At 72.7% G+C, this 22,934-nt stretch carries 22 protein-coding genes and 1 tRNA gene; 15 read left to right on the top strand and 8 right to left on the bottom strand.

From position 1 onward, the window contains the following. Positions 1–51: 51 nt before the first annotated feature. Both FIP57_RS23225 and FIP57_RS11820 read right to left on the bottom strand, forming a co-directional pair. Positions 52–192 carry a hypothetical protein gene (locus FIP57_RS23225; RefSeq protein ID WP_162529784.1) on the bottom strand — a complete coding sequence of 47 codons (141 nt, stop codon included), beginning with the start codon at positions 190–192 and terminating at the stop codon, positions 52–54. Positions 193–306: 114 nt separating this feature from the next. Next, positions 307–1,587, bottom strand: a complete 1,281-nt coding sequence (locus FIP57_RS11820; RefSeq protein WP_148573681.1) for an amidohydrolase family protein — start codon at positions 1,585–1,587, stop codon at positions 307–309. 51 nt (positions 1,588–1,638) lie between these two features. Here FIP57_RS11820 and FIP57_RS11815 point away from each other — a divergent pair, with 51 nt between their 5' ends. From FIP57_RS11815 to FIP57_RS11780, 8 genes are all read left to right on the top strand, one after another. Further along, positions 1,639–2,250 (top strand): nitroreductase family protein, encoded by a 612-nt coding sequence (locus tag FIP57_RS11815; protein WP_148573680.1) that lies wholly within the window; start codon positions 1,639–1,641, stop codon positions 2,248–2,250. Positions 2,251–2,507: 257 nt separating this feature from the next. Continuing rightward, on the top strand, positions 2,508–3,443 hold the full coding sequence (locus FIP57_RS24020) for an ATP-binding protein (RefSeq protein WP_148573679.1): 936 nt from the start codon (positions 2,508–2,510) through the stop codon (positions 3,441–3,443). Further along, on the top strand, positions 3,443–4,822 hold the full coding sequence (locus FIP57_RS24430; RefSeq protein WP_148573678.1) for a LuxR C-terminal-related transcriptional regulator: 1,380 nt from the start codon (positions 3,443–3,445) through the stop codon (positions 4,820–4,822). The genes FIP57_RS24020 and FIP57_RS24430 overlap by 1 nt, the downstream gene beginning before the upstream one ends. An 83-nt stretch (positions 4,823–4,905) precedes the next feature. After that, positions 4,906–7,560 carry a hypothetical protein gene (locus FIP57_RS11800; RefSeq protein WP_148573677.1) on the top strand — a complete coding sequence of 885 codons (2,655 nt, stop codon included), beginning with the start codon at positions 4,906–4,908 and terminating at the stop codon, positions 7,558–7,560. A gap of 159 nt (positions 7,561–7,719) precedes the next feature. After that, positions 7,720–10,647 carry a (Fe-S)-binding protein gene (locus FIP57_RS11795; protein WP_238993417.1) on the top strand — a complete coding sequence of 976 codons (2,928 nt, stop codon included), beginning with the start codon at positions 7,720–7,722 and terminating at the stop codon, positions 10,645–10,647. Between the two features lie 202 nt (positions 10,648–10,849). After that, entirely contained in the window at positions 10,850–11,257 is a 408-nt protein-coding gene (locus FIP57_RS11790; RefSeq protein ID WP_148573676.1) for a hypothetical protein, read from the top strand. 250 nt (positions 11,258–11,507) lie between these two features. Beyond that, positions 11,508–12,005: a toxin-antitoxin system HicB family antitoxin gene (locus FIP57_RS11785; RefSeq protein ID WP_148573675.1), complete on the top strand. Its 498-nt coding sequence runs from the start codon at positions 11,508–11,510 to the stop codon at positions 12,003–12,005. 23 nt (positions 12,006–12,028) lie between these two features. Continuing rightward, the gene (locus FIP57_RS11780) at positions 12,029–12,805 is read left to right on the top strand and encodes a DUF4097 family beta strand repeat-containing protein (protein ID WP_148573674.1); all 777 of its coding nucleotides are present in this window, start codon (positions 12,029–12,031) and stop codon (positions 12,803–12,805) included. 152 nt (positions 12,806–12,957) lie between these two features. On the opposite strand, the gene dcd is transcribed toward FIP57_RS11780, so the two are convergent. Beyond that, positions 12,958–13,536, bottom strand: a complete 579-nt coding sequence (gene dcd / locus FIP57_RS11775) for a dCTP deaminase (RefSeq protein ID WP_148573673.1) — start codon at positions 13,534–13,536, stop codon at positions 12,958–12,960. Between the two features lie 49 nt (positions 13,537–13,585). Here dcd and FIP57_RS11770 point away from each other — a divergent pair, with 49 nt between their 5' ends. Together FIP57_RS11770 and FIP57_RS11765 are read left to right on the top strand one after the other, a co-directional pair. Continuing rightward, entirely contained in the window at positions 13,586–14,383 is a 798-nt protein-coding gene (locus FIP57_RS11770; protein ID WP_238993416.1) for an SGNH/GDSL hydrolase family protein, read from the top strand. A gap of 46 nt (positions 14,384–14,429) precedes the next feature. Next, positions 14,430–14,500: transfer RNA gene (locus FIP57_RS11765), tRNA-Gly, on the top strand. 14 nt (positions 14,501–14,514) lie between these two features. Here FIP57_RS11765 and FIP57_RS11760 read toward each other — a convergent pair. Continuing rightward, on the bottom strand, positions 14,515–15,363 hold the full coding sequence (locus FIP57_RS11760) for a universal stress protein (RefSeq protein WP_162529782.1): 849 nt from the start codon (positions 15,361–15,363) through the stop codon (positions 14,515–14,517). A gap of 100 nt (positions 15,364–15,463) precedes the next feature. Here FIP57_RS11760 and FIP57_RS11755 point away from each other — a divergent pair, with 100 nt between their 5' ends. The 3 genes from FIP57_RS11755 (at position 15,464) to FIP57_RS11745 (ending at position 17,604) form a co-directional block, all read left to right on the top strand. Continuing rightward, positions 15,464–16,093 carry a DUF2461 domain-containing protein gene (locus tag FIP57_RS11755; RefSeq protein ID WP_148573670.1) on the top strand — a complete coding sequence of 210 codons (630 nt, stop codon included), beginning with the start codon at positions 15,464–15,466 and terminating at the stop codon, positions 16,091–16,093. Between the two features lie 10 nt (positions 16,094–16,103). Beyond that, a complete protein-coding gene (locus FIP57_RS23655) occupies positions 16,104–17,012 on the top strand; it encodes an MOSC domain-containing protein (protein ID WP_203231187.1) in 909 nt (302 codons plus the stop codon). Positions 17,013–17,115: 103 nt separating this feature from the next. Next, positions 17,116–17,604 carry a hypothetical protein gene (locus FIP57_RS11745; RefSeq protein WP_148573669.1) on the top strand — a complete coding sequence of 163 codons (489 nt, stop codon included), beginning with the start codon at positions 17,116–17,118 and terminating at the stop codon, positions 17,602–17,604. An 84-nt stretch (positions 17,605–17,688) separates the two neighbouring features. Here FIP57_RS11745 and FIP57_RS11740 read toward each other — a convergent pair whose 3' ends face one another. The 4 genes from FIP57_RS11740 to FIP57_RS11725 form a co-directional block, all read right to left on the bottom strand. Continuing rightward, positions 17,689–18,075, bottom strand: a complete 387-nt coding sequence (locus tag FIP57_RS11740) for a hypothetical protein (RefSeq protein WP_148573668.1) — start codon at positions 18,073–18,075, stop codon at positions 17,689–17,691. A 106-nt stretch (positions 18,076–18,181) separates the two neighbouring features. After that, on the bottom strand, positions 18,182–19,045 hold the full coding sequence (locus FIP57_RS11735) for an LLM class flavin-dependent oxidoreductase (protein WP_162529781.1): 864 nt from the start codon (positions 19,043–19,045) through the stop codon (positions 18,182–18,184). A 19-nt stretch (positions 19,046–19,064) separates the two neighbouring features. After that, positions 19,065–19,523, bottom strand: coding sequence for an RrF2 family transcriptional regulator (locus FIP57_RS11730; protein ID WP_148573666.1), 459 nt, complete (start codon positions 19,521–19,523; stop codon positions 19,065–19,067). A 30-nt stretch (positions 19,524–19,553) separates the two neighbouring features. After that, entirely contained in the window at positions 19,554–20,453 is a 900-nt protein-coding gene (locus tag FIP57_RS11725; protein ID WP_148573665.1) for a sulfite exporter TauE/SafE family protein, read from the bottom strand. Positions 20,454–20,623: 170 nt separating this feature from the next. Between FIP57_RS11725 and FIP57_RS11720 the strand changes: the two genes are divergently transcribed. Both FIP57_RS11720 and FIP57_RS11715 read left to right on the top strand, forming a co-directional pair. Next, positions 20,624–20,797 (top strand): CsbD family protein, encoded by a 174-nt coding sequence (locus FIP57_RS11720; RefSeq protein WP_148573664.1) that lies wholly within the window; start codon positions 20,624–20,626, stop codon positions 20,795–20,797. Between the two features lie 211 nt (positions 20,798–21,008). Further along, positions 21,009–22,871: an acyl-CoA dehydrogenase gene (locus tag FIP57_RS11715; RefSeq protein WP_148573663.1), complete on the top strand. Its 1,863-nt coding sequence runs from the start codon at positions 21,009–21,011 to the stop codon at positions 22,869–22,871. Positions 22,872–22,934 lie beyond the last annotated feature (63 nt).

Genomic DNA, 22,934 nt, shown 5'->3' with positions numbered 1-22,934 from the left:
AGCAGCTCGGCCGGTGCGGCCGCGGCCGGTCCGGTGAGCGCGGTCAGCGGCTCAGCCGGTCCGGCGCGCCGGTGGCTGGGCGGCGCGGCGCGCGACCAGGCGGCGGCGCGGCTTCCGGTAGCGGGAGCCTCGGAGCTCCTCGCGGCGGTAGTCGAGCTCGGCGGGCAGCAGGTACAGGTCGACGGGTCCCACGGCGTCCTCCTCGGATGGCTTCTCTTCTCGCGACACCACGAGACTGCGCGTCTGAGGTAGCCCCGCACATCGGAAGAACTCCCTATTCGTCTGCGGGACCACCCCCGGACCCCCCTAGGGAACCCACCTCTCGAGCACCCGGTCGAGCGCCCGGGCGGCCTCCGGCCCCTCACCGGCGCGGTGCCGGACCCGCCCTCCGACGACGACCTGCACGACCTCGGCACCCGGTGCTCCGACCAGCGCCGACTCGGTTGACGGTGCGTCCCCGAGATCGAAGGTGACCAGGTCGGCGCGGTGGCCCACCGCGATCCGGCCCGCGTCGGTGAAGCCGAGCGCGGCGTGGCCGTCGGCGGTGGCGGCCCGGACGCGGTCGGCAACCGGCCCGTCCAGGTGGCCGAGCTGCTCCCGCACCCCCAGGACACCGCCCGCCGTGCCCAGCACCGGCCGGGCCCCGCAACCCCGCAGCTCCTCCGCCGAGGCGGCGGCCGCGCCACGCTCCCGCTCGCTGCCCGGGCACAGGCAGACCGTGCAGGACGCCGCGCCGAGCCGGACGAGGTCGCTCCCGACGAGGTACGACGCGTGGACGGCGGTGGTCCGGTCGGTGAGGACACCGGCCTCCGAGAGGAGCTCGGTCGGCGTCCGCCCGTACACCTCGGAGCAGGCGTCGTTCTCCGACCGGCTCGCCGACAGCCGCACGTGCAGCGGCGTCTCGAAGCGGTCGGCCCACTCGGCCACCAGCCGCATGTCGTCGAGCGGGACGTGCTCCACCGACTCGACCGCGGCGCCCACCACCACGTCGCCACCGGCGTCGGCGGTGAGCTCGTCGGCACGCTGCTGCCACTCCTCCGCCGTGCCGTCGGAGAACCGCCGGGCCACGCCGGACACCGGACGGCCGAACCCGTCGGCGAGGAAGCAGGTGTCGAGCAGGGCGATCCGCACCCCGGCGTCACGGGCGGCCTCGACGAGCGCGAGCCCCGTCGCGTTCGGCTCGTCGTAGGGCACGCCCCCGGCCTGGTGGTGGAGCAGGTGCATCTCGCCGACGCTCGTCGTGCCACCCGCGACCAGCACGCGGAAGACGGCGGTGGCCAGCTCGCGGTAGCCGTCCGGGTCGAGCCGATCGACCAGCGTGGCCCAGCGCTCCCCCCGGCCTGCTCCGGTCCAGGGGCCGAGGGCCCGGTCGAGCACGCGGCTGTGCACGTCGGCGAACCCGGGCAGCGTCACCCCGGGCAGCCGCTCGGCGCCGGGCACGGGCGGGCCGCCGACGGTGACGAACCGGCCGTCCTCGACCACGACGGTCACGTCGGAGCACAGCCGGTCGTCGACCCAGCCGTGCTCGAGGAGGTACGACGTGCGGCTCGACGTGCGGCTCGACGTGCGGCTCGACGTGCGGCTCAACCTGCGCCTCCCCTCGCTCATCCGTCGCACGCCGGACACCATGCTTGGGCCATGGAGCTCACCGACGTGGTCCGGCGACGCCGGATGGTCCGAAACTACTCACCCCGGCCGGTCGACCCGGAGGCGCTCGACCGGATCCTCGGCCACGCGCTCCGCGCCCCCAGCGCCGGCTTCAGCCAGGGGTGGGCGTTCCTCGTGCTCGACACCCCCGTGGACGTCGCCCGCTACTGGCGCTCGACCGCCGGCGACCGCGTCGACGCTCCGGACCGCTGGCTGCGCGGGATGATGACCGCGCCGGTCGTGGTCGTGCCGTTCAGCCACAAGCAGGCCTACCTCGACCGGTACGCCGAGCCCGACAAGGGGTGGACCGACCGGTCCGAGGAGCGGTGGCCGGTGCCGTACTGGGACGTCGACACCGGGATGGCGGCGCTGCTGATGATGCTCGCCGCCGTCGACGAGGGGCTCGGCAGCTGCTTCTTCGGCGTCCCCGGGGACGCGGTGGACGCGCTGCGGGCCGAGTTCGGGGTGCCCCCGGCGTACCGCCCGGTCGGCGCGCTGACCATCGGCCACCCCGCCGCGGACCCCGGTTCCCGGGGGTCCGCCCGGCGCGGGCGGCGGCCGGCTGCGGAGGTCGTGCACCGCGGCGGCTGGGGAAACAGGTAATTCTGCCCGTGTCGGGGCGGTGCGCCCACGGCAAGACTCGATGACGTCGCGACGCACGACCGTCCGGTTCCCCGACTCGCCGGAGTGCGTCGCCACCGACGGGGACCCCGTCGGGGTCCGGCGGCACGCCGTCGGACCGGAGCACCCCTCCGCGGCGGGCAGCCGTTGACCCCTCGGCTGCCCGCCCCCCGGGTGCTGCTCCGAGCCGCGCTCCGCCCTGTCCCCCGAACCCGAGTCGGCATAGGGTTCGAGGCATCGTGACCACCACGGCCCTCGGGAGCACGCCGTTCACCGGTCGCCGTCGAGAGCTGGGGGAGATCCAGCGGGCGCTGACGACGGCCCGATGCGTCACGCTCATCGGGTTCGGGGGCGCCGGGAAGACGCGGCTCGCGCGCCAGGTCCTCCGAGAGCTCGGGGCGACCACGACGACCTGGTGGGTCGGGCTGGGCGACCTGCGCGACCCGGCGACGGTTCACCTCACGGTCGCCGAGGCACTGGGGCTCCACCCGCACCCGGGCACCAGCCAGGTCCGGCTCCTCGCCGAGAGCATCGGGGACCAGCCGGCGGTGCTCTGCCTCGACAACTGCGAGCACCTCCTCGACTCCTGCACGGTGCTGGTCGCCGAGCTCCTCGCGAGCTGCCCGGGGCTGCGGGTGCTCACCACCTCCCGCCAGCCCCTCGGCCTGGCCGGTGAGCTCGTCTACCGGGTCCCGCCGCTCGCGCTGCCGGGGCCGGAGGACGACCTGGACGCACTGCGGAGCTCCGAGGCCGTCGCGCTGTTCGCGGCCCGCGCCGCGGAAGCCCTGCCCGGGTTCGAGGTCGACCACGCCAACGCCGCCGCCGTCGCCCGGCTGTGCACCGAGCTCGAAGGGGTGCCGCTCGCGCTGGAGCTGGCGGCCGCCCGCATCCGTGCGCTGAGCCCCCAGGAGATGCTCGCCGCGAGGGTGGCCCGCTGGTCGTACTCGGCACCGTGCTCACCCGGCTCCGCGACCGCTACCGGCTGCTCAGCCGCGGCTACGTGGACACCCCCGACCGGCAGCGGTCCATGGAGGCCTCGGTCGCCTGGAGCTACGACCTCTGCACCCGCCCGGAGCAGCTGCTGTGGCAGCGGCTGTCGGTTTTCGCTGCCGGGTTCGACCTCCGTGACGCCGAGCACGCCTGCACCGACGCACTCGTCCCCCGCGCGGAGGTGATGGACCTCGTCGCCTCCCTGGTCGACAAGTCGGTGCTCTTCCGCGACCCCGACGAGGAGGTCGCGCACTACCGGATGCTCGACACGATCCGGGAGTACGGCGCCGCGCGGCTGCTCGAGGAGGGCGGGACGGCGCGGTGGGAGGAGCGGCAGACCCTCGTCGGCATGGAGCGGGTCCGCGAGATCGCCGAGCGGTGGATGGGCCCCGACCAGGACGAGCTCGTCCGGCTCGCCCGCCGCAACCACGACAACCTGCGCGGGGTCCTGCAGCGCACCTGCGCCACGCCCGACCAGGCCGCGACCGGGCTGACGATGGTGGTGCGGCTCGAGCACTACTGGGTGATGACCGGCCGGATCAGCGAGGGCGTGCACTGGCTGACCACGGGGTTGCGCCACGAGGGGGCCGACCCCGCGCTCCGGGCCCGCGCGCACGCCGTCGCGTCGTACCTCTCGTCCTTGCAGGCCGACCTCGGCACGGCCGCCCGGCACCTCGACGAGGCCCGGGCGCTGGGCGCCGGCCTCGACGACGTCGGCGTCGAGGGGTACCTCGCGTTCGCCGACGCCGGCCTGGCGCTCTTCGACGGCCGCCCTGAGCGCGCCGTCGAGACGAGCGCCGGCTGGCTGCGCCGCGCACACGCCGGCTGCCACCTGCAGATCGAGTCGATGCTCCTGCTCGCCCAGGGGCTGGCGCTCAGCGCGCTCGGCCGCCTCGACGAGGCGGTCGAGGTCAACCAGCGGCTCGCGCAGCGCACCGGCGCCGTCGGCGAGCGGTTCCTCCACTCCATGGCGCTGTGGTCGCTCAGCCTCGACCTCCGCGAGCGCGGTGACCTCGACGCCGCCGACGCGCACGCCACCCGTGCCCTCGAGCTCAAGCGGCCGATCGGCGACGAGGTCGGGGTGGCGCTCTGCCTCGAGTCGCTGGCGGCGACGGCCTCGGTCCGGCGCGACCCCGCCCGCTCGGCGACGCTGCTCGGGGCCGCGGAACGGCTCTGGCGGCGGATCGGCGTGACCGCGCTCTCCGCGCCGTACATCGCCGCGCAGCGCGAGCTCGGCGAGCGGCTCGCACGGGGCTCGCTGCGGGACCAGCTCTTCGAGGACGCCTACCGCTGCGGGCAAGCCATGTCGACCGCCGAGGCCGTGCGGTGGGCGCTCACCGCCGACCGGGCGGTGGCCGACGACCCGCTCGACGGCACCCGGCTCACCCGCCGCGAGCGCGAGATCGCGCTGCTCATCGGCGAGGGGCTCACCAACCAGCAGATCGCCGACCGGCTGGTGATCTCGGTGCGCACCGCGCAGGGCCACGTCGAGAAGATCCTGCGCAAGCTGGAGCTGGCCTCCCGCACCCAGGTCGCGACCTGGGTGGTCAGCCGCAGGGCTTGAGCCCGTCGTGACCCCGCCGCTCCCCCGTCGTTGCAGAGGCGGGACGGCTTCCGCCCCGTCCTGGGACGAAAGGCGCGAGAACCGTGGAGCAGGAACCCACCCCGCAGCCCGGCCTGGACCTGGGCCCGTCGAGCCAGCGACGCCGGCTCGTCGCCTCGCTCGCCGTCGCGGCCGGGCTGGTCGTGGCCGGCGTCGTCGCCCCGTCGTACGGCGACGACGGCGGGTCGGGCACGGGGCAGGCGAAGGCGCTCCTGCGCAGCTACGACGAGGCCGCCCAGGCTCGCCAGGACGAGGCCACCGGGAGCACCGCCGAGCCGGACGGCTTCCACACCCACGACCAGCAGACCGCGGGCGGCCACCGCCACGACGACCCGGCGACCAAGAACGACGTCTCGCGCAGCGAGGAGGCCGCGGACACCGAGGACCCGACCACCCCGGAGGAGGCCCAGGAGTCGGTCGAGGCCGTGGAGGCGCAGCGGGCCGAGCCCGACCCCGTGCTCACCCGGATGGCGGCCGAGCCACCCCGTCGTACCGTCCCGCAGGACCGCTACGCGATGGCCGGCGGCTGCTACGCGCTCCAGGCGCCCGACGGCCGCTGGGTGGTCCGTGAGGGCCGTCGCGGCTGGACGGTGACGGGCACCTCCGCCGCGACCGCGGAGCCCTTCTTCTTCAAGGCCGCGACGCTCGGCGAGTACCTCCTGATGGACACCACCGACCGCGTCCTCTCGGCGCGCGCGTCGCTGCTCGAGCCGCCGGTGGTCGCCTCGAAGCCGCGCAAGCAGGCGGTGTGGACGCTCCGCCAGGAGCAGGGCGGCTTCACCTTCACCCGCGGCTCGACCGGGCTGCGTGCCGGGACGCCGCTGGCCACGGGGGCCGCGTCGGTGTTCCGGCTGCGACTGACCACCGGGTGCGCTGAGTTCCCCGAGATCGGCACCGGGATCACCGGTCGGCCGTTCGCCGGGGTCACGCCGTTCCAGGAGGTCCGCGGCACCACCGACGCGCACACCCACCAGATGGCCTTCGAGTTCCTCGGCGGCGCCGCGCACTGCGGCAAGCCGTGGTCCCCGCTCGGCGTCACCGCCGCGCTCGTCGACTGCCCCGACCACTCCGTGAGCGGCGGCTACGGCGCGCTGCTGGAGAACCTCACCCGCGGAGGCTCCCCGGTCGCGGCCCACGACACCACCGGCTGGCCGACCTTCCGCGACTGGCCGGCGCCGGACTCGCTGACCCACGAGGGCACCTACCACGCGTGGATGGAGCGGGCCTGGCGCGGCGGGCTCCGGCTCTTCGTGAACCTGCTCGTCGAGAACAACCAGCTCTGCGCGATCTACCCCCTGAAGGGGCCGAGCTGGCCGCAGACCCGTTGCGACGACATGCGGTCGATCCGGCTGCAGGCGCAGCGGATGCGCGAGTTCGAGGCGTACGTCGACGCCCAGCACGGCGGCCCCGGCAAGGGGTGGTACCGCATCGTCACCGACCCGTTCGAGGCCCGCCGGGTGATCAACTCCGGCCGGCTGGCGGTCGTGATGGGGATCGAGACCAGCGTGCCGTTCGGCTGCTCGCTGGCGCTCGACAACATCCCCGAGTGCAACCGGGCGACGATCGACCGGCAGCTGCAGGAGGTGCACGAGCTCGGGGTGCGCCAGATGGAGCTGGTCAACAAGTTCGACAACGCGCTCTCCGGCGTCGCCGGCGACGAGGGGCCGGTCGGCGTGCTCGTCAATGCCGCCAACTTCCTCGAGACGCAGTCCTTCTGGGACATGAACCGGTGCCCCGGCAGCCACGGCGAGGGCGTCGAGGACAAGGAGCAGTACGCCGTGCCCGAGGACGGTGGGGTGTTCTCCGCCCGCGACGGTCTCTTCGGGGCGATCGCCGAGGTGGCCGGCATCCGGCTGCCGGCCGTCCCGGTCTACGCCCCGGCGCCGCACTGCAACACCCGCGGGCTCAGCGCGCTCGGCGAGCACACGATCCGCGGGATGGTCGACCGCGGGATGATCTTCGACCCCGACCACATGAGCGTGGCGGCCCGGCGGGCCAGCCTCGACCTGCTCGAGGAGCTCGACTACTCCGGCGTCATCTCCAGCCACTCGTGGTCGACCCCCGACGCCTACCCGCGGATCTACGAGCTCGGCGGCGTGGTGATGCCGTACGCCGGCGACGCCGAGGGGTTCGTCGAGAAGTGGCGCCAGCACCTCACCTGGGCCGACCCGCGCTACTACTTCGGCTTCGGGTACGGCGCGGACATCAACGGGCTCGGCGCCCAGGGCGACCCCCGGGGCTCCGACGCCTCGGACAAGGTCACCTACCCGTTCTACTCGAAGCTGGGTCGGGTGACCGTCGGGCAGCAGGTCAGCGGCGAGCGCGTCTACGACCTCAACGAGGACGGCGTCGCGCACTACGGGCTCTACCCCGACTGGTTCCAGGACCTCGAGAACCTCGCCGGCGAGGAGATCACCGCGGACTTGGACCGGGGCGCCGAGGCGTACCTCCAGATGTGGGAGCGCGCCCTCGGGATCAGCAACGACGGCTGCCGCGAGCCGTCCGAGGCGTCTCCGGTCCGGGCGTTCCGCGGGCTGGCGAAGGGGGCGTCGGTCGAGCAGGTGCTGCGGAGCGTCGGCCAGCCGCACCAGCGGCTCGGCACGGAGCTCTCCTACTGCGCCCGGACCGCCGCGGGCGGGAGCACCGACGTGCGGCTCACCTTCACCCCGGCCGGGAGGCTCACCCGGGTCCGCCTGTGACCGTCGTGGCGCGCGGGACTGGTGTCTCGCGTCGAACCGTCCTCCGCGGCGCAAGTTACCCGTTGGTAGGACAATGGTCACAGGCCCCGCGCCTCCCGGCGGGCAGCTCGCGGGACCTAGGCTTCGATGACCTACGTCTCGTCCTCGGCGAGGAGCCCCATGTCGCAGACTTTGCAAGTCGTCGCCATCGTGGTGTCGCTGGCCTTCACGGCCGTCGGCATCGCGTTGTTCGTCCGGGCCATCCGGAAGATCCTGGCGGTGGTCCGGATCGGCCAGCCGATCGACCGTACGAACGAGCCGGCCCAGCGCACCAAGACGCTGGTCAAGGAGACGCTCGGCCACACCCGGATGCTGCAGTGGACGCGGGTGGGCGCCGCCCACTGGTTCATCATGGTCGGCTTCGGGTTGCTGTTCTTCACGCTGGTCAACGCGTTCGGGCAGCTCTTCGACCCGCACTTCATCCTGCCGCTGATCGGCCACTTCCCGCCGTTCGAGTGGGTGACCGAGGTCTTCGCCTGGATGATGATCGTGGCGATCGTGCCGTTCATCGTCTACCGCGCGACCCGCCCGAAGGAGCGTGCCCGCGGCGAGGCCGGGCGGTTCTTCGGCTCGCGGATGTGGTGGGGCTACTTCGTGGAGACGGTGATCCTCACCGTCGGCATCTGCATCCTGCTGCTGCGGTTCCTCGAGTACGCGCTCGCGAAGAACGGCGACTCCGACGACGCCTCGCTGCTCCACTTCCCGTTCACGGCCTGGGCCGGCGAGCTCTTCGCCGACCTGTCGGTCGGCACCCTGGAGAACCTGGTCCTGCTCGTCGCGATGATCAAGATCGTCATCTCGTTCACCTGGATGATCGTGATCTCGCTCAACGCCAACATGGGCGTGGCGTGGCACCGGTTCCTCGCGTTCTTCAACATCTGGTTCAAGCGCGAGGCCGACGGCAGCAACGCCCTCGGTGCCCTGAAGCCGATCGTCATCGACGGCAAGCCGTTCGACCTCGAGATGGTCGACGAGATGGACGAGGACACCGCGATGGGTGTCGGGAAGATCGAGGACTTCGCCTGGAAGGGGATCCTCGACTTCAACACCTGCACCGAGTGCGGCCGCTGCCAGAGCCAGTGCCCGGCGTGGAACACCGACAAGCCGCTGTCGCCCAAGATGGTGATCCTCAACCTCCGCGACCACGCGCACGCCAAGGCGCCGTACCTCCTGGCCTCGGAGGAGCAGCGCACCTCGCTGCCCGACCTCGTCAAGGCCGAGGCCGAGCGGCCGCTGGTCGGCTCGACCGAGGGCCCGGCGTGGGCTCCGGACGCCGGCGCGGTGATCGACGAGGACGTCCTCTGGTCCTGCACCAGCTGTGGCGCCTGCGTCCAGCAGTGCCCCGTCGACATCGAGCACGTCGACCACATCGTCGACATGCGGCGCTACCAGGTGCTCATCGAGTCGAGCTTCCCGTCCGAGCTCAACGGCCTCTTCAAGGGGCTGGAGAACAAGGGCAACCCCTGGAACATGTCGCCGAACAGCCGGCTCGAGTGGGCGCAGGACCTGCCCTTCGACGTCAAGGTCGTCGGCGAGGACATCGAGTCGCTCGACGAGGTCGACTGGCTGTTCTGGGTCGGCTGCGCCGGCGCCTACGAGGACCGGGCGAAGAAGACCACCCGTGCGGTGGCGGAGCTGCTCGACCTGGCCGACGTCTCGTTCGGCGTGCTGGGCAACGGGGAGACCTGCTCCGGCGACCCCGCCCGGCGTGCCGGCAACGAGTTCATCTTCCAGCAGCTCGCGATGCAGAACGCCGAGATGTTCAAGGAGACGAAGGTCAAGAAGGTCGTCTCCACCTGTGCGCACTGCTTCAACACGCTCAAGAACGAGTACTCCCAGTTCGGTGTCGAGCTCGAGGTCGTGCACCACACCCAGCTGCTCAACCGGCTCGTCCGCGAGGGCAAGCTGACGCCGGTCGCCGCGAACGGTGGGCCGAAGCGGTCGGTGACCTACCACGACCCCTGCTACATCGGGCGTCACAACAAGGTCTACGAGCCGCCGCGCGAGCTGCTCGAGGTCATCCCCTCGACCGAGTTCAAGGAGATGGAGCGCAGCGGCGACCGCTCGTTCTGCTGCGGCGCCGGTGGCGCCCGCATGTGGATGGAGGAGCGCATCGGCGAGCGGATCAACGTGAACCGCACGACCGAGGCCGTCGGCACCGGGGCGGACCAGATCGCCGTCGCGTGCCCGTTCTGCCGCGTGATGCTCTCCGACGGGCTCACCGCGCTGCAGGCGAAGGGCGAGGCGCGCGAGGAGGTCGAGGTCCTCGACGTCGCGCAGATGCTGCTCGCGTCGGTGAAGCGGGCCCCCGAGGCGCCGGAGGACAGCACCGAGACCGGTGACGAGGAGGCCGACGACGCCGGCATCCCGCTGACCGTCCGCCACGACGGCACCGAGGACCCGGAGCAGGCGCCCGACCGGCTCGGCGAGGAGCAGACCGAGCCGGCGAACGAGCGCGAGGAGGCGGCGCCGGGGGTCGACGACCCGTCGACGCAGCCGGCCGCGTCGTCGGAGCCGTCGGCTCCCTCAGCTCACTCGGCCCCGTCAGGGGCGCACGCGGCTGCCGCGGTGGGCGCGACCGTCGCGGCGGGCACGGCAGCCCTGCGCATCGAGCTCCCCGCAGGACAGGCGACCGTCGCGGAGACGTGGTCGGGGCTGGACGTTGAATCGATTCTGGAAGGTGACGAGGTGGACATCAGCGAGTTCAAGACCAAGCTCAAGGCGGAGCTGAAGGCGGAGGTGCTGGCCGAGATCAAGCAGGAGCTCGCCGGTGCGCTCAACTCCGACTCCGGGGTCTCCGAGCCGGTGACGGCGGAGACCGTCTCGACGTCGGCGCCCGCGGCGGCTGCGGCGGCGCCGGTGGCCGGGTCGAAGCCGGAGCCGGAGCCCGAGGCGGCGCCGGAGCCGGTGGCGAAGAGCGAGCCCGAGCCGGAGCCGGCTCCGGAGCCGGCCGCGGAGAAGCCGGCGGAGGAGCCGAAGCAGGAGCCCGCGCCGGAGGCCAAGAAGGAGGACGGCGACGACGGTCCGCTGCTGATCGGCTCCCTCTGAGCCGACCCTCGCCCGACGGCGGGGCGCCCCTCAGGGGTGCCCCGCCGTCGTGTTTCGGGCCACACCCTCCGGGGATTTACGGCGCAGCAGCTCCGCCCACTCGGGGCCGGCCACGGGAGAGGCCGGCGGGACACGGGATCTGCCGAGGCGCTTGCGCCGCCAACTGGGAGGACAAGGCGAGCACCGGCTCCGAGGAGGACTCATGTGGCGTTCCGGCATCACCCGACGTCGCCAGCGCACCGCACTCCTGGACATGGTCCGCGCGGCCGTGGACACCGGGATGGTCGAGGCCCCGTGGCGGGCCGACCCCGACGTGCTGCACTTCTACGCCGACGAGGGGGCGGTCCTCCGCGAGCTCCAGGCGGAGTGGCGCCACGCCCTGGCCGGCGCGGTCTACGTGGCGATCGAGGTCGGTGACGGCGACCTGGCCCATGACGTGCGTTCGGCGTACGAGAAGGTCGCGAAGCGGCTGACCGGCGTACGCCAGATCCTCGAGGCGAACCGCGACCACCCCGCGATCGCCGCCGCCATGCGCAAGGAGCAGGCGCTGCTCTCGTCCTTCGTGGCGACGTCGGACTTCACCCCGACCGGGTCTCCCCAGGCCGCCTGACCGCCTCTTCCACGTCGAACCGCCCCTCGTGGCGCGCGTCCTGGGCGTTGAACCGCCCTTCGTGGCGTGCCGGGGGTCACGCACGTGAACGAGCCTTGACGCCATCTACGGCCGGACGCGCGAAAGCTCGTCCACCTGCGCGGGTCTGACCGTTCGAGCCGCGCCACGAAGGGCGGCTCGACATCCGCCGACACCACCTTGCCGCCGTTTGACCTTGTGGTGACACCACAGTGGTGTCATAGTGGTGCACATGGACATCACGCCGTACGCCGAGAGTCTCCGCCGCGACCTCCTCGCCGCAGCCGAGATCGGGGGGCCCGAGATGCGTGCTGGCGCCGAGCGGATGCTCGTGGCGCTCGAACCGTCGGTCCGGCTGCTCGTGCTCGAGGTGCTCTCCCAGGCCGCTGCCGAGGTGACCGCCGAGCTCCCGAGCGGCACGGTCGAGGTACGCCTCCAGGGCCGCGACCCGGAGATGGTGGTCGACCTGCCCGAGCCGCCCCCGCCCACGTCGGCGGAGCCGGCGGATCCCGAGGACGGTCCGGTCGCCCGGATCACGCTCCGGCTCCCCGAGTCGGTGAAGTCCCGCGCCGAGGAGCTCGCCAGCGCGACCGGCCACTCGCTCAACAACTGGATCGTGCAGGCCGTGCGCGCCGCGACGCAGCGCGGCACGACGGCGTTCGACATGGACGTCTCGAGCATCCCGTTCTCCGCCGACCGCCCCAGCCGCCGCATGTCGGGCTGGATCTGACCCACCCACCAGAGGAGTCCCCGATGCAGCACGAGTTCCCGGCCGACGGGCCGCGCCAGCTCCACGTCGACCTCCAGAGCGCACGGCTCGCCGTGACCACGGACGACACCGACCAGGTCGTCGTCCGGGTGGAGGGCGTCGAGGCCGCCGCGGTCACGGTGGAGACCGAGGGTGACCGCGTGGTCGTCAAGGGTCCGCGAAGGGCCGGGTTCCACCGGCCGCCGGCACCGGTCGACGTCGACGTACGCCTCCCCCGCCGCAGCTCGCTGACCGGCAAGCTGGGCGCCGGCGACCTCACCACCACCGGCGCCCTCGAGCACGTCCGCTTCGCCGTGGGGGCGGGCGACGTCGTGCTCGACCAGGTGCTCGGCTCCGCGGTCGTGAAGTCCGGTGCCGGCGCGATCCGCGTGCGCGAGCTCAGCGGCGGCGGCCAGCTGAAGACCGGAGCCGGCACGGTCGCCGTCGAGCACGTCCACGGCGACGCCAGGCTCACCACCGGCACCGGCGACGTCACGCTCGGTGAGGTCGACGGGAAGGTGGCGGTCCGAAGCGGCACGGGCGACCTGGGCATCGGCCGGTTCACCAACGGCGAGGCGACGTTCAAGAACGGGTTCGGCGACATCCGCGTCGGCGTGCCGGAGTCGACCCCGGTGTGGACCGACATCACCACCGGCACCGGTCGGATCGTCTCGGACCTGGCGCCCCTCGGGAAGCCGGCCCCCGGCCAGCCGCACGTGGCGGTCACGGCCCGGACCGCGACGGGCGACGTCTACCTGCGCCAGCTCACCGCCGCGCCCTGACGGGCTCCGGCGCGCGCCACGAAGGGCGGCTCGACACCAGACCGCGCGCCACGAGGGGCGGCTCGACACCCAGGATGCGCGCCACGAAGGGCGGTTCGACACCAGACCGCGCGCCACGAAGGGCGGCTCGACACACCAGCGACGAAGACCGGTCAGGTGATGGGGGTCCGGTGGAAGGACTGGGACGACCGGGACGGCGTCGGGCCCCGCTGGCCCTGGTAGCGCGAGCCGTACTTCGCCGACCCGTACGGGTGCTCCGCCGGCGACGACAGCCGGAAGAAGCACAGCTGGCCGATCTTCATCCCGGGCCACAGCTTGATCGGCAGGTTCGCGACGTTGGCCAGCTCGAGGGTGACGTGGCCGGAGAACCCGGGGTCGATGAAGCCGGCGGTCGAGTGGGTCAGCAGCCCCAGGCGGCCCAGCGACGACTTCCCCTCGAGCCGGGCGGCGACGTCGTCGGGCAGCGTGACCACCTCGTACGTCGACCCGAGCACGAACTCCCCCGGGTGCAGGATGAACGGCTCCTCCCCCTCCGGCTCGACCTGACGGGTGAGCTCGGGCTGGTCCTCGGCGGGGTCGATGTGCGGGTACCGGTGGTTCTCGAACACCCGGAAGAACCGGTCGAGCCGCACGTCGATGCTGGACGGCTGGATCATCGCCGGGTCGAACGGCTCCAGGGCAACCCGGCCCTTGTCGAGCTCGGCGGTGATGTCGCGGTCGGAGAGCAGCACGTGGGGCACCCTACCGGCGGGCTCACCAGCCCCCGAGGACAATGGGTCGGTGCCGACCTACCGTGCCTACGTCGCCGTCGGGGACTCCTTCACCGAGGGCGTCGGCGACCCCGACCCGTCCCGCCCGAACGGCGTCCGCGGCTGGGCCGACCGCGTCGCCGAGGTCCTCGGCCAGGCCGACCCGGAGCTCCGCTACGCCAACCTCGCGATCCGCGGCCGCAAGATGCGCGGCTTCCTCGACGAGCAGGTCGACGCGGCGGTCGCGCTCGGCCCCGACCTGGTGAGCGCGTACGTCGGCGGCAACGACATCCTGCGCCCCGCGGTCGACGTCGACGCGATCGTGACGGCGTACGCCGAGGGGCTGGCGAAGGTCCGGGCCGCCGGGGCCCACCTGGTGCTCTTCACCGGGTTCGACCTCGGCTGGGCCCCGGTCTTCGGGCGGCTCCGGGGGCGGGTCGCGATCTACAACGAGCTGGTCCGGGAGGTCGCCGAGGAGCTCGACGCGACGCTCGTCGACTTCTGGCGGCTGCGGGAGTACCGCGACCCGCGGATGTGGGACGTCGACCGGATCCACATGTCGACACTGGGCCACCGGCACATGGCTGCGACGGTCCTCGACCGGCTCGGCGTCGCCCACGACCTGCGGCTCGACCCGCTGCCCGAGCTGCCGCCGCTCACCGCGGCGCAGCGGCGGCAGGCCGACGTCGCCTGGGCGCGGGCGCACGCGGCCCCGTGGGTGCAGCGCCGGCTGACCGGCCGTTCGTCGGGCGACCTGCTGGCCGCGAAGTACCCCACCCTCCAGAGGCCGCCCCTGCCGACCGCGGAGGCGACGGGCACGCCGCGGTGATCCGGGCCCGAGGAGGTCAGGTACTATCTGACCGGCCTCAGGCCATGCGGATGTAGTTCAATGGCAGAACATGAGCTTCCCAAGCTCAGAATGCGGGTTCGATTCCCGTCATCCGCTCCGATCCGGCGAGCTCACCGCACCACCATCACCGGGCACGTCGCGTGCTGGAGCACGGTCGCGCTGACCGAGCCGAGCAGGAGCCCGACGAAGCCGCCGCGTCCGCGGGTGCCGACGACGACCAGCGACGCGGTGCTCGAGGCGTCGGCGAGCGCCCGGACCGCGGGCACCGGAACGGCGAGCAGCTCGACCTCGACGTCGGGGTGCTGCTCACGGTGGCCGGCGACGGCCTCGGCGAGGAGCCGGCGGCCCGCGTCGATCTCCTCGGCGACGTGCGGGGCGACGGTGACGTCCCACGGACCGTGCACCGCCGAGACGTCCATGCCGTGCACGGCGACGAGCGTCGAGCCGGTGCGGTCGGCCTCCTCGAACGCGAGCTCCAGGGCCCGCCGTGCCCCCTGGGACCCGTCGACGCCGACCACGACGCGACGCCGCAGCGGGGTGTGACCGCGCACCACGACGACCGGGCACGCGGCGTGCCGGGTGACGTGCTGGCTCACCGACCCCAGGAGCATGCCGCCGATCAGGCTGTGGCCGCGGGCGCCGAGGACGACCATCGACGCGTCCCTGCTCCGTTCGAGGAGCTCGGGCACGACCTTCTCGGCGGTCGCGGTGGTCGTCCAGTCCGTCGCCCCGGCCGTCTCCAGCCGTGCGGCCGCTCGGTCGAGCCAGGAGCGGACGAGCGGCTCGGCGTCGCTCGACGCCCTCTCGGGGAGGTAGGTCAGGTCGCCCCACGCGGCGAGCACCTCGAGCGACAGGTGCCGCGCCCGCGCGTGCTCGACGGCCCAGTCCAGACCGAGGTCGGCGTCCGGCGAGCCGTCGTACGCGACGACGACCTTGCGGGAAGAGCTGGTGCTGGTCATGGCTTCTCCCTTCCACCTCCGATCCTTCTCCTCCCCGTGCCGCGACCTCAACCGAAGGTGGCACACGAGACACGACCGGGGCTCACCTAGGGTCGGCGCCATGGCGTTCGCCGGCTTTCCCGTTGCTGCACTCGACTTCTACGACGACCTCGAGCTCGACAACACCCGCTCGTTCTGGAGCGCGCACAAGCACGTGTACGACGAGGCGGTGCGCGGCCCGATGGTCGCATTGACCGACGCGCTGGCCGACGAGTTCGGCCCGGCGAAGGTGTTCCGCCCCTACCGGGACGTGCGGTTCTCCAAGGACAAGACGCCGTACAAGGACCACCAGGGCGCCTTCGTCGCCGCCGGGCCGGCGACGGGGTGGTACGTCGAGGTGGGGGCACCGGGCGTCCGGGTCGGCGCGGGGTTCTACCACGCCGAGGCGGACCGGCTGGCGGCGTTCCGGGCGGCCGTCGCCCACGACCTCACCGGGCCGGAGCTCGAGCGGATCCTCCGCGGCCTCGAACGGCGGGGCTGGACCCGTGGCGGCGAGCAGCTGAAGACCTCGCCCCGCGGCTGGCCCGCCGACCACCCCCGCATCGAGCTGCTGCGCCACAAGTCGCTCGCGATGAGCCGCTCGTACGGCTTCGACGAGATCGTCCACAAGCCCGAGCTCCTCGACGAGGTGCGCCGCGACTGGCGGGCCGCCCGGCCGCTGGTCGAGTGGGTCGTCCGGGTGACGGGCTGAGGAGGCCTCCGTGATCGACGTCGAGCTCCCCGACTCCGCCGCGCCGGCCGCCGTACGCTCCTTCACCGCGTGCCTGGCGTCGGCCCTCGAGACCCCGGTCGACCAGGTGCCGCTCCCCGACGCGGACCTGCGCGGGGCGGTGGCGCACTGGCGCAGCTGGCTCGCCGGCCGCGGCACCGGGCTGGTGCCGATCGCCGCGCCCGCGACGTTCAACTGGCCCGGCTACTGGGTGGCGGTCCTCGACGGCGAGGCCGACCCGACGGTCGTGCTGATGTTCGGCACGCCCTCCGGCGTCGTGCTGAGCCCTCAGGACCCCGGGCTGCTCGGTGCGGCGTCCGCCGCGCTGCCCGTCCGCCAGGGGTACGTCGTCGCCGGCCTCGACCCGGCCCTCCTCCCGTCGACCTCCTCGCCGCTCCCCCACCTGCGCGGCACCGTCGAGCTGCTCGCCCTCGCAGGGGAGGCCACCGCACCGATGCGCGTGGTCGAGGCCGCGACGGCGCTGGCCGGACGCGGGCTGGAGGGCGACCGGTACGCCGCCCGCGCCGGCACCTTCACCCCGGCCGACCCGACCGTCCGTGGCTACGACCTGACCCTCGTCGAGGCCGAGGTCCTCGACGACCTGGGGCTCCCCGGCGGCGGCACCCTCGGGTACGCCGAGGCGCGGCGCAACGTCGTCACCCGCGGCATCGACCTCAACGCCTTGGTCGGCAGGCGGTTCCGGATCGGCGACGTCGAGTGCGTCGGCCAGCGGCTCTGCGAGCCCTGCACCCACCTCGAGCGGCTCACCGCCCCCGGCACGCTGCGCGCCCTGATCCACCGCGGCGGGCTCCGCGCCGACGTCCTCACCGACGGGCGGGTCGAGGTGGGCTCGGTGGTCGAGACCGTCGACGACGAGGGGGCGCGGCCGACGGCACCTTGAGCCGTCGTTCAAGAGGCGCGCAACCCCGGTTCAAGGGGTCCCGCCGACGCTGGCTGCCTCACCAGACAGCCGGGCGCGGCCCGGCACGAACCGAGGAGCAGCCATGTTCGCCCGTATCGCCCTGACCACCGCGTCCGCCGCCGCCGTCATCGCCGCCTTCCCGGCCGCCGCCGGCGCCGCGCCCCGCACCGAGGTCGTCGACCGCAGCCTGTTCGACGCCACGCCGGAGCTCACGACCTCGAGCCTCCGCGTCGACGGCCCGACCTCCGGCCCGCTCGGCGGCGCGATGGACGTCACGCTGCGCGCGGCCGACGGCACGCTGCCGACCACCTTCGGGGCCTGCGAGCCGGCCCGGGTCGAGGCCGTCGTCACCGTGCAGCCGGGCAAGGTCATCACCGCGAAGGCGCGCGGCGAGGTCTGTGCGCACGTCGTCGACGGGAGCCTGTCGATGTTCGCCGGGTTCAAGCAGAAGGACGTCCGCTACCAGGGGTACGGGCGGTGCAAGCCCAGGCTCCAGGGCGAGGGGTTCATCTCCGTGGGGCAGTCGATGCTCGGCGGCCAGGCCTCGTTCTTCGGGAGCTTCCGCCGCTGAGCGGCCCCTCTCTTCCGGTGCAGTCGGGTGCTGACCGCGCTCGGCGAGGAACCGGCTGCACCGGATGACGGCTGGTCAGGTGGCTCAGCGCACCACGATCGTGCGCGACTTCGCGCCGCCGCCGATCTTCTCGACCTTGACCTTGAATGTGTCCTTGCCCTTGGTGTTCGAGCGGCGCTTGTCGATGTCGACGTCACCCTCGCGGTCGGCCCGGTGGACCTTCTTGTGGAAACGCTTGCCGTCGTGCCACAGAACGACCCGCCACTTGCTGCCCGGCCGCGCGTCATCGATGTCCACGTCGACCTCGAAGCGGCCATCGTCCTTCTCGACGGAGAAGTCGACCTGGGCGCCTCCGATGCGGAACTCGCGGTCCTTGCCGTCCGCCGCAGCGGGGCCGGCGGTCATGCCCAGCGTCGTGGCGACGAGGGCGGCGGCGCCGAGGGCGGCGGTGGTGGTGCGGGTCTTCGACATGGTGCGCTCCGTTCGGTGGGGATCGGACCTCCTTGACTGTCCCCACTCTGGGTCCCCGCCATGAGTCGTCCGTGAGAGCCGGATGAGGGGTTCCTCATCTGCGCCGTCAGAGCGCCTCGAGGACCGGGACGACCTCGCCCAGCCGGCGGACCAGCTGCAAGGGGCGCTCGGCCGCCACGACGTGCACCTCCTGGACACCGACGTCGGCCAGCTCCGCCATCGAGGTCGTGAACCCGGCCAGGTCGTCGACGGGATCGGTCCACAGGACGGTACGGCTGATCGCGTCGTACGACGTGCCCTCGCGCTCGCAGTGCGCCCGCAGCGCCGCGAGCTTCCCGGCGACGAACTCCGCGCCGGAGCCGCCCCCGGCGAAGATGCTGCAGGCGTCGGCGTGGCGGGCGACGAGTCGCAGCGCCTTCCGCTCGTCGACGCCGGACACCATGACCGGTACCCGCCGCAACGGCCGCGGCGTGCACACCGTCTCCGGGAGAGGGTAGTGGGTGCCCTCCCAGGGGCCGTCGTCGTCGGACCAGATCCGGCGGATCAGCAGCAGCGCCTCGTCGAGCAGCTCGAGCCGGTCACGCAGCGGCGGGAACGGCGCGCCGAGGGCCCGGTGCTCGCGCTCGTACCAGCCTGCTCCCGTCCCGAGCCGCGCACGCCCCCCGGAGAGCACGTCGAGGGTGGCGACCGTGCGTGCGAGCAGCGCCGGGTGGCGGTAGCCGATGCTGCCGTCGAGGAGCTGGAGCTCGACGCGCTCGCTGTGCGCGGCGAGGAAGGCGAGGGTGGAGTACCCCTCCAGGACCGGCTCGCCGACCGGCGCGACGTACGGCACCTGCAGGACGTGGTCGGGCACCGACAGCACGGCGACGCCGGCCTCGTCGGCGGCCCGGGCGAGCGCCGCGAGGGCGGTCGGGACGCCGGCGGGGCCGCCCTCGACGAGGTAACGGCTCAGGTGGACGCCGAGCTGCACGAGACCCGCCGACCCGCCGTCAGTGCGGCTGCCAGGCGTCCTCGTCCTTGGTGCGGGCGGCGACCGGCCGCGGCAGCCGGCCGTCGGCGAGCGACTGCAGTGAGACCTGCTCACAGACCTCGCGCAGGCTGCTGCGCGCCGCGATCCAGACGAGCTGCAGCGCCTGCGCCGCCTCGTTGTACGACGCCGCCTCGGGCCGGACCCCGTGGACGCTCACGAGCGGGCCGTCCACCGCCCGGATGACGTCGGCGACGGTCACGTCGCGCGGGTCCCGGGCCATCTTCCAGCCGCCTGCCTGCCCTCGCTGGCTGAGCACGATCCCGGCTCGACGGAGGTCGGCGAGGATCGCCTGGAGGAACCCGTGGGGGATCTCCTGGAGGCGCCCCAGCTCCTCGGCGCTCACCGGTGATCCGTCCGACCGGGCGGAGAGCTCGATCAGGGCACGGAGGGCGTAGTCGGACTTGGCTGAGACGCGCACGCCGCCCAGTGTCTCAGAGCGGCGGCCCGATCAGGCGGCGACCAGCTCCGCGTCCTCCTCCGCGGCGCGGGCACGCGCGATCCGCTCGTGCTTGACGGCGGTCGCGACGAGCGAGACCCAGACGACGAACAGCAGGGCCGCGACGGCGCCGACGGTGCGTCCGCTGCCGCCGAGGGACTCGACGATCGTCTTGGTGTTGGTGAGCACGATCAGCCCGCCGGCGGCCACGCCGAGCACGCGGCCGGGGAGGACCTTGACCAGCCAGGCAGCGATCGGGGCGGCGATGACACCGCCGACCAGCAGCGCGGCGGCGTACCCGAAGTTGATGCCCGCGTGGCCCAGCCCGACGATGAAGCCGAGCGAGCCGCCGATGGCGACGAGGAACTCGGAGGTGTCGATCGAGCCGACGACCTTGCGCGGCTCGAGCCGGCCCGAGGAGAGCAGCGAGGTGGTGCCCACCGGGCCCCAGCCACCGCCACCGATGGCGTCCATCGCGCCGGCGAACAGGCCGAGCGGCGCCAGGAACCGCTTCGTGAGCTGCCCCTTGAACTGCGGGCGGCGGCCGCCCAGCACGAGGAACCGCCAGATCACGTACACACCGAGCGCGAGCAGGATCCCGGCGACCCACGGTTTGGCGGTGTCGCCGTCGAGGCCGGAGAGGAAGGTGGCGCCGAAGAAGGCGCCGATGCCGCCGGGCACCGCGATGATGCTGACCGTCCGCCAGTCGACGTTGCCGAGGCGGTGGTGGGCGATGCCCGACACCAGGGTCGTCCCGATCTCGGAGAAGTGGACCGCGGCGCTCGCGGCGGCCGGGGCGATCCCCGTGGCGATGAGCAGCGTCGAGGACGTGACCCCGTAGGCCATGCCGAGCGAGCCGTCGATGAGCTGGGCGACGAGGCCGACGAAGCCCAGGACGATGAGGTTGCGCACGGGTTCCCCCCAGGGGTGCAGGACGGGTGATCAAGTTTGTCTACCTAGATGATAGGCATAACCGAGGTAATACGCATAGTCCTGTTCGGCCGCGTCGTACGTCATGTGTTCACGGGCCGCAGGTCCGGGTACTCCTCCCTCGTCAGCACCCGAGGAGCGGAGGAGAAGCCATGGGCGACACCGAGAAGACCAACAACAAGATCGACAACGTCGTCGGGCAGGCGAAGGAGAAGGTCGGCGGCGCGGTCGGCAACGAGTCGCTCGAGGCCGAGGGCAAGAAGGACCAGAGCAAGAGCGACCTCAAGCAGGCCGGCGAGAAGCTCAAGGACGCCTTCAAGAACTAGCACCCACCCCGCGTTCGAGAGCCCCCCACGCCACCGGCGTGGGGGGCTCGTCGCGTTTCCCGGGTCCTGGGACACCAAACCCGCTCGGGCTGTCGCCGTCCTCACCCGACCCCGGTGCTTGTGTGCGCGACGGGGACTTCGCATAATGAAGTTACTGGCCGGTAGCAGCACGCCGGCCCCTGTCCCACCCACGTACGACGAAGGTGCAGCCGTGAGCCACTACAAGAGCAACATGCGGGACATCGAGTTCAACCTCTTCGAGGTGCTCGGTCGCCAGGACGTCCTGGGCTCCGGCCCGTTCGAGGACGTGGACGTGGACACCGCCCGCTCGATCCTCGCCGAGGTCGACCGGCTGGCGCGCGAGGAGCTCGCGGCGTCGTACGAGGACAGCGACCGCAACCCGCCCGTCTTCGACCCGGCCACCGGCACCGCCCCGGTGCCCGAGACGTTCAAGAAGTCCTACCGCGCCTGGATGGACGCGGAGTACTGGCGGCTCTCGCTCCCGCCGGAGCTGGGCGGCCAGCCGGCCCCCTCCAGCCTCAACTGGGCGCTCGCCGAGCTGGTGCTCGGCGCGAACGCCCCGGTCTGGATGTACGCCTGCGGTCCGAGCTTCGCCTCGATCGTCCAGCGCAACGGCAACGAGCGCGACCAGCGGATCGCCGAGATCATGGTCGAGCGCGAGTGGGGCGCCACGATGGTGCTCACCGAGCCCGACGCCGGCTCCGACGTCGGCGCAGGCCGCACCAAGGCGACCCTCCAGGACGACGGCACCTGGCACATCGAGGGCGTGAAGCGGTTCATCACCTCCGCCGAGCACGACCTCAGCGAGAACATCATCCACCTCGTCCTCGCCCGCCCGGTGGGCATCGAGGGCGTCGGCGGTCCCGGCACCAAGGGGCTCTCGCTCTTCATCGTGCCGAAGTTCCACTTCGACCTCGAGACCGGCGAGCTGACCGGGGAGCGCAACGGCGCCCACGTCACCAACGTCGAGAAGAAGATGGGGATCAAGGTCTCGAACACCTGCGAGGTGACCTTCGGGGAGAAGGAGCCGGCCGTCGGCTACCTCCTCGGCGAGGTCCACGACGGCATCGCGCAGATGTTCCAGGTCATCGAGAACGCCCGCATGATGGTCGGCACGAAGGCGATCGCGACGCTCTCGGCCGGCTACCTCAACGCGCTCGAGTACGCCAAGAGCCGCGTCCAGGGCGCCGACCTGACCCGCGCGTCGGACAAGACCGCGCCGCGCGTCACGATCACCCACCACCCCGACGTACGCCGCTCGCTGCTCACGCAGAAGTCGTACGCCGAGGCGCTCCGCGCGCTGGTGCTCTACACGGCCACCTGGCAGGACCGGGTCATGCTCGCCGAGCACCGGGGCGAGAAGGACGAGCTCGCCGAGCGGGTCAACGACCTGCTGCTCCCGATCGTGAAGGGCTACGGCTCCGAGCGCTCGTGGGTGCTGCTGGGCACCGAGTCGCTGCAGACCTTCGGCGGCTCCGGCTTCCTGCAGGAGTACCCGGTCGAGCAGTACGTCCGCGACGCCAAGATCGACACCCTCTACGAGGGCACGACCGCGATCCAGGGCCAGGACTTCTTCTTCCGCAAGATCGTCAAGGACCAGGCGAAGGCCCTCGGCCACCTCGCCTCGGAGATCGAGCAGTTCGTCAAGAGCGAGGCCGGCAACGGGCGGCTCAAGGTCGAGCGCGAGCTCCTCGCGACCGCCCTCAAGGACGGCAACGCGATCGTGGCCACGATGATCGGCCACCTGATGTCCGCCGACGCCGGCCAGGAGAACGGCGACGTGCGCAACATCTACAAGGTCGGGCTCAACACCACCCGGCTGCTGATGGCGATCGGCGACATCGTCTGCGCGTGGCTGCTGCTCCGCCAGGCCGAGGTCGCGCTCGAGAAGCTCGGCGGCGACGTCTCCGACGCCGACCGGGAGTTCTACGAGGGCAAGCTCGCCGCGGCGCAGTTCTTCGCCCGCACGGTGCTGCCGAAGGTCACCGCGGAGCGGCAGATCGCCGAGGCCGTCGACCTCTCGGTCATGGAGCTCCCCGAGGGCGCCTTCTGACGCCGAGCCGTCGCGTCTTCACCGCCTGACGCCGCCGAGCCGTCGCAACTTCCTCGTGAAGAT

It is taken from the genome of Nocardioides caldifontis, assembly GCF_008087345.1.
Taxonomy (GTDB): Bacteria; Actinomycetota; Actinomycetes; order Propionibacteriales; family Nocardioidaceae; genus Marmoricola_A; species Marmoricola_A caldifontis.
This window is presented reverse-complemented; position numbering and strand designations above follow the sequence as displayed.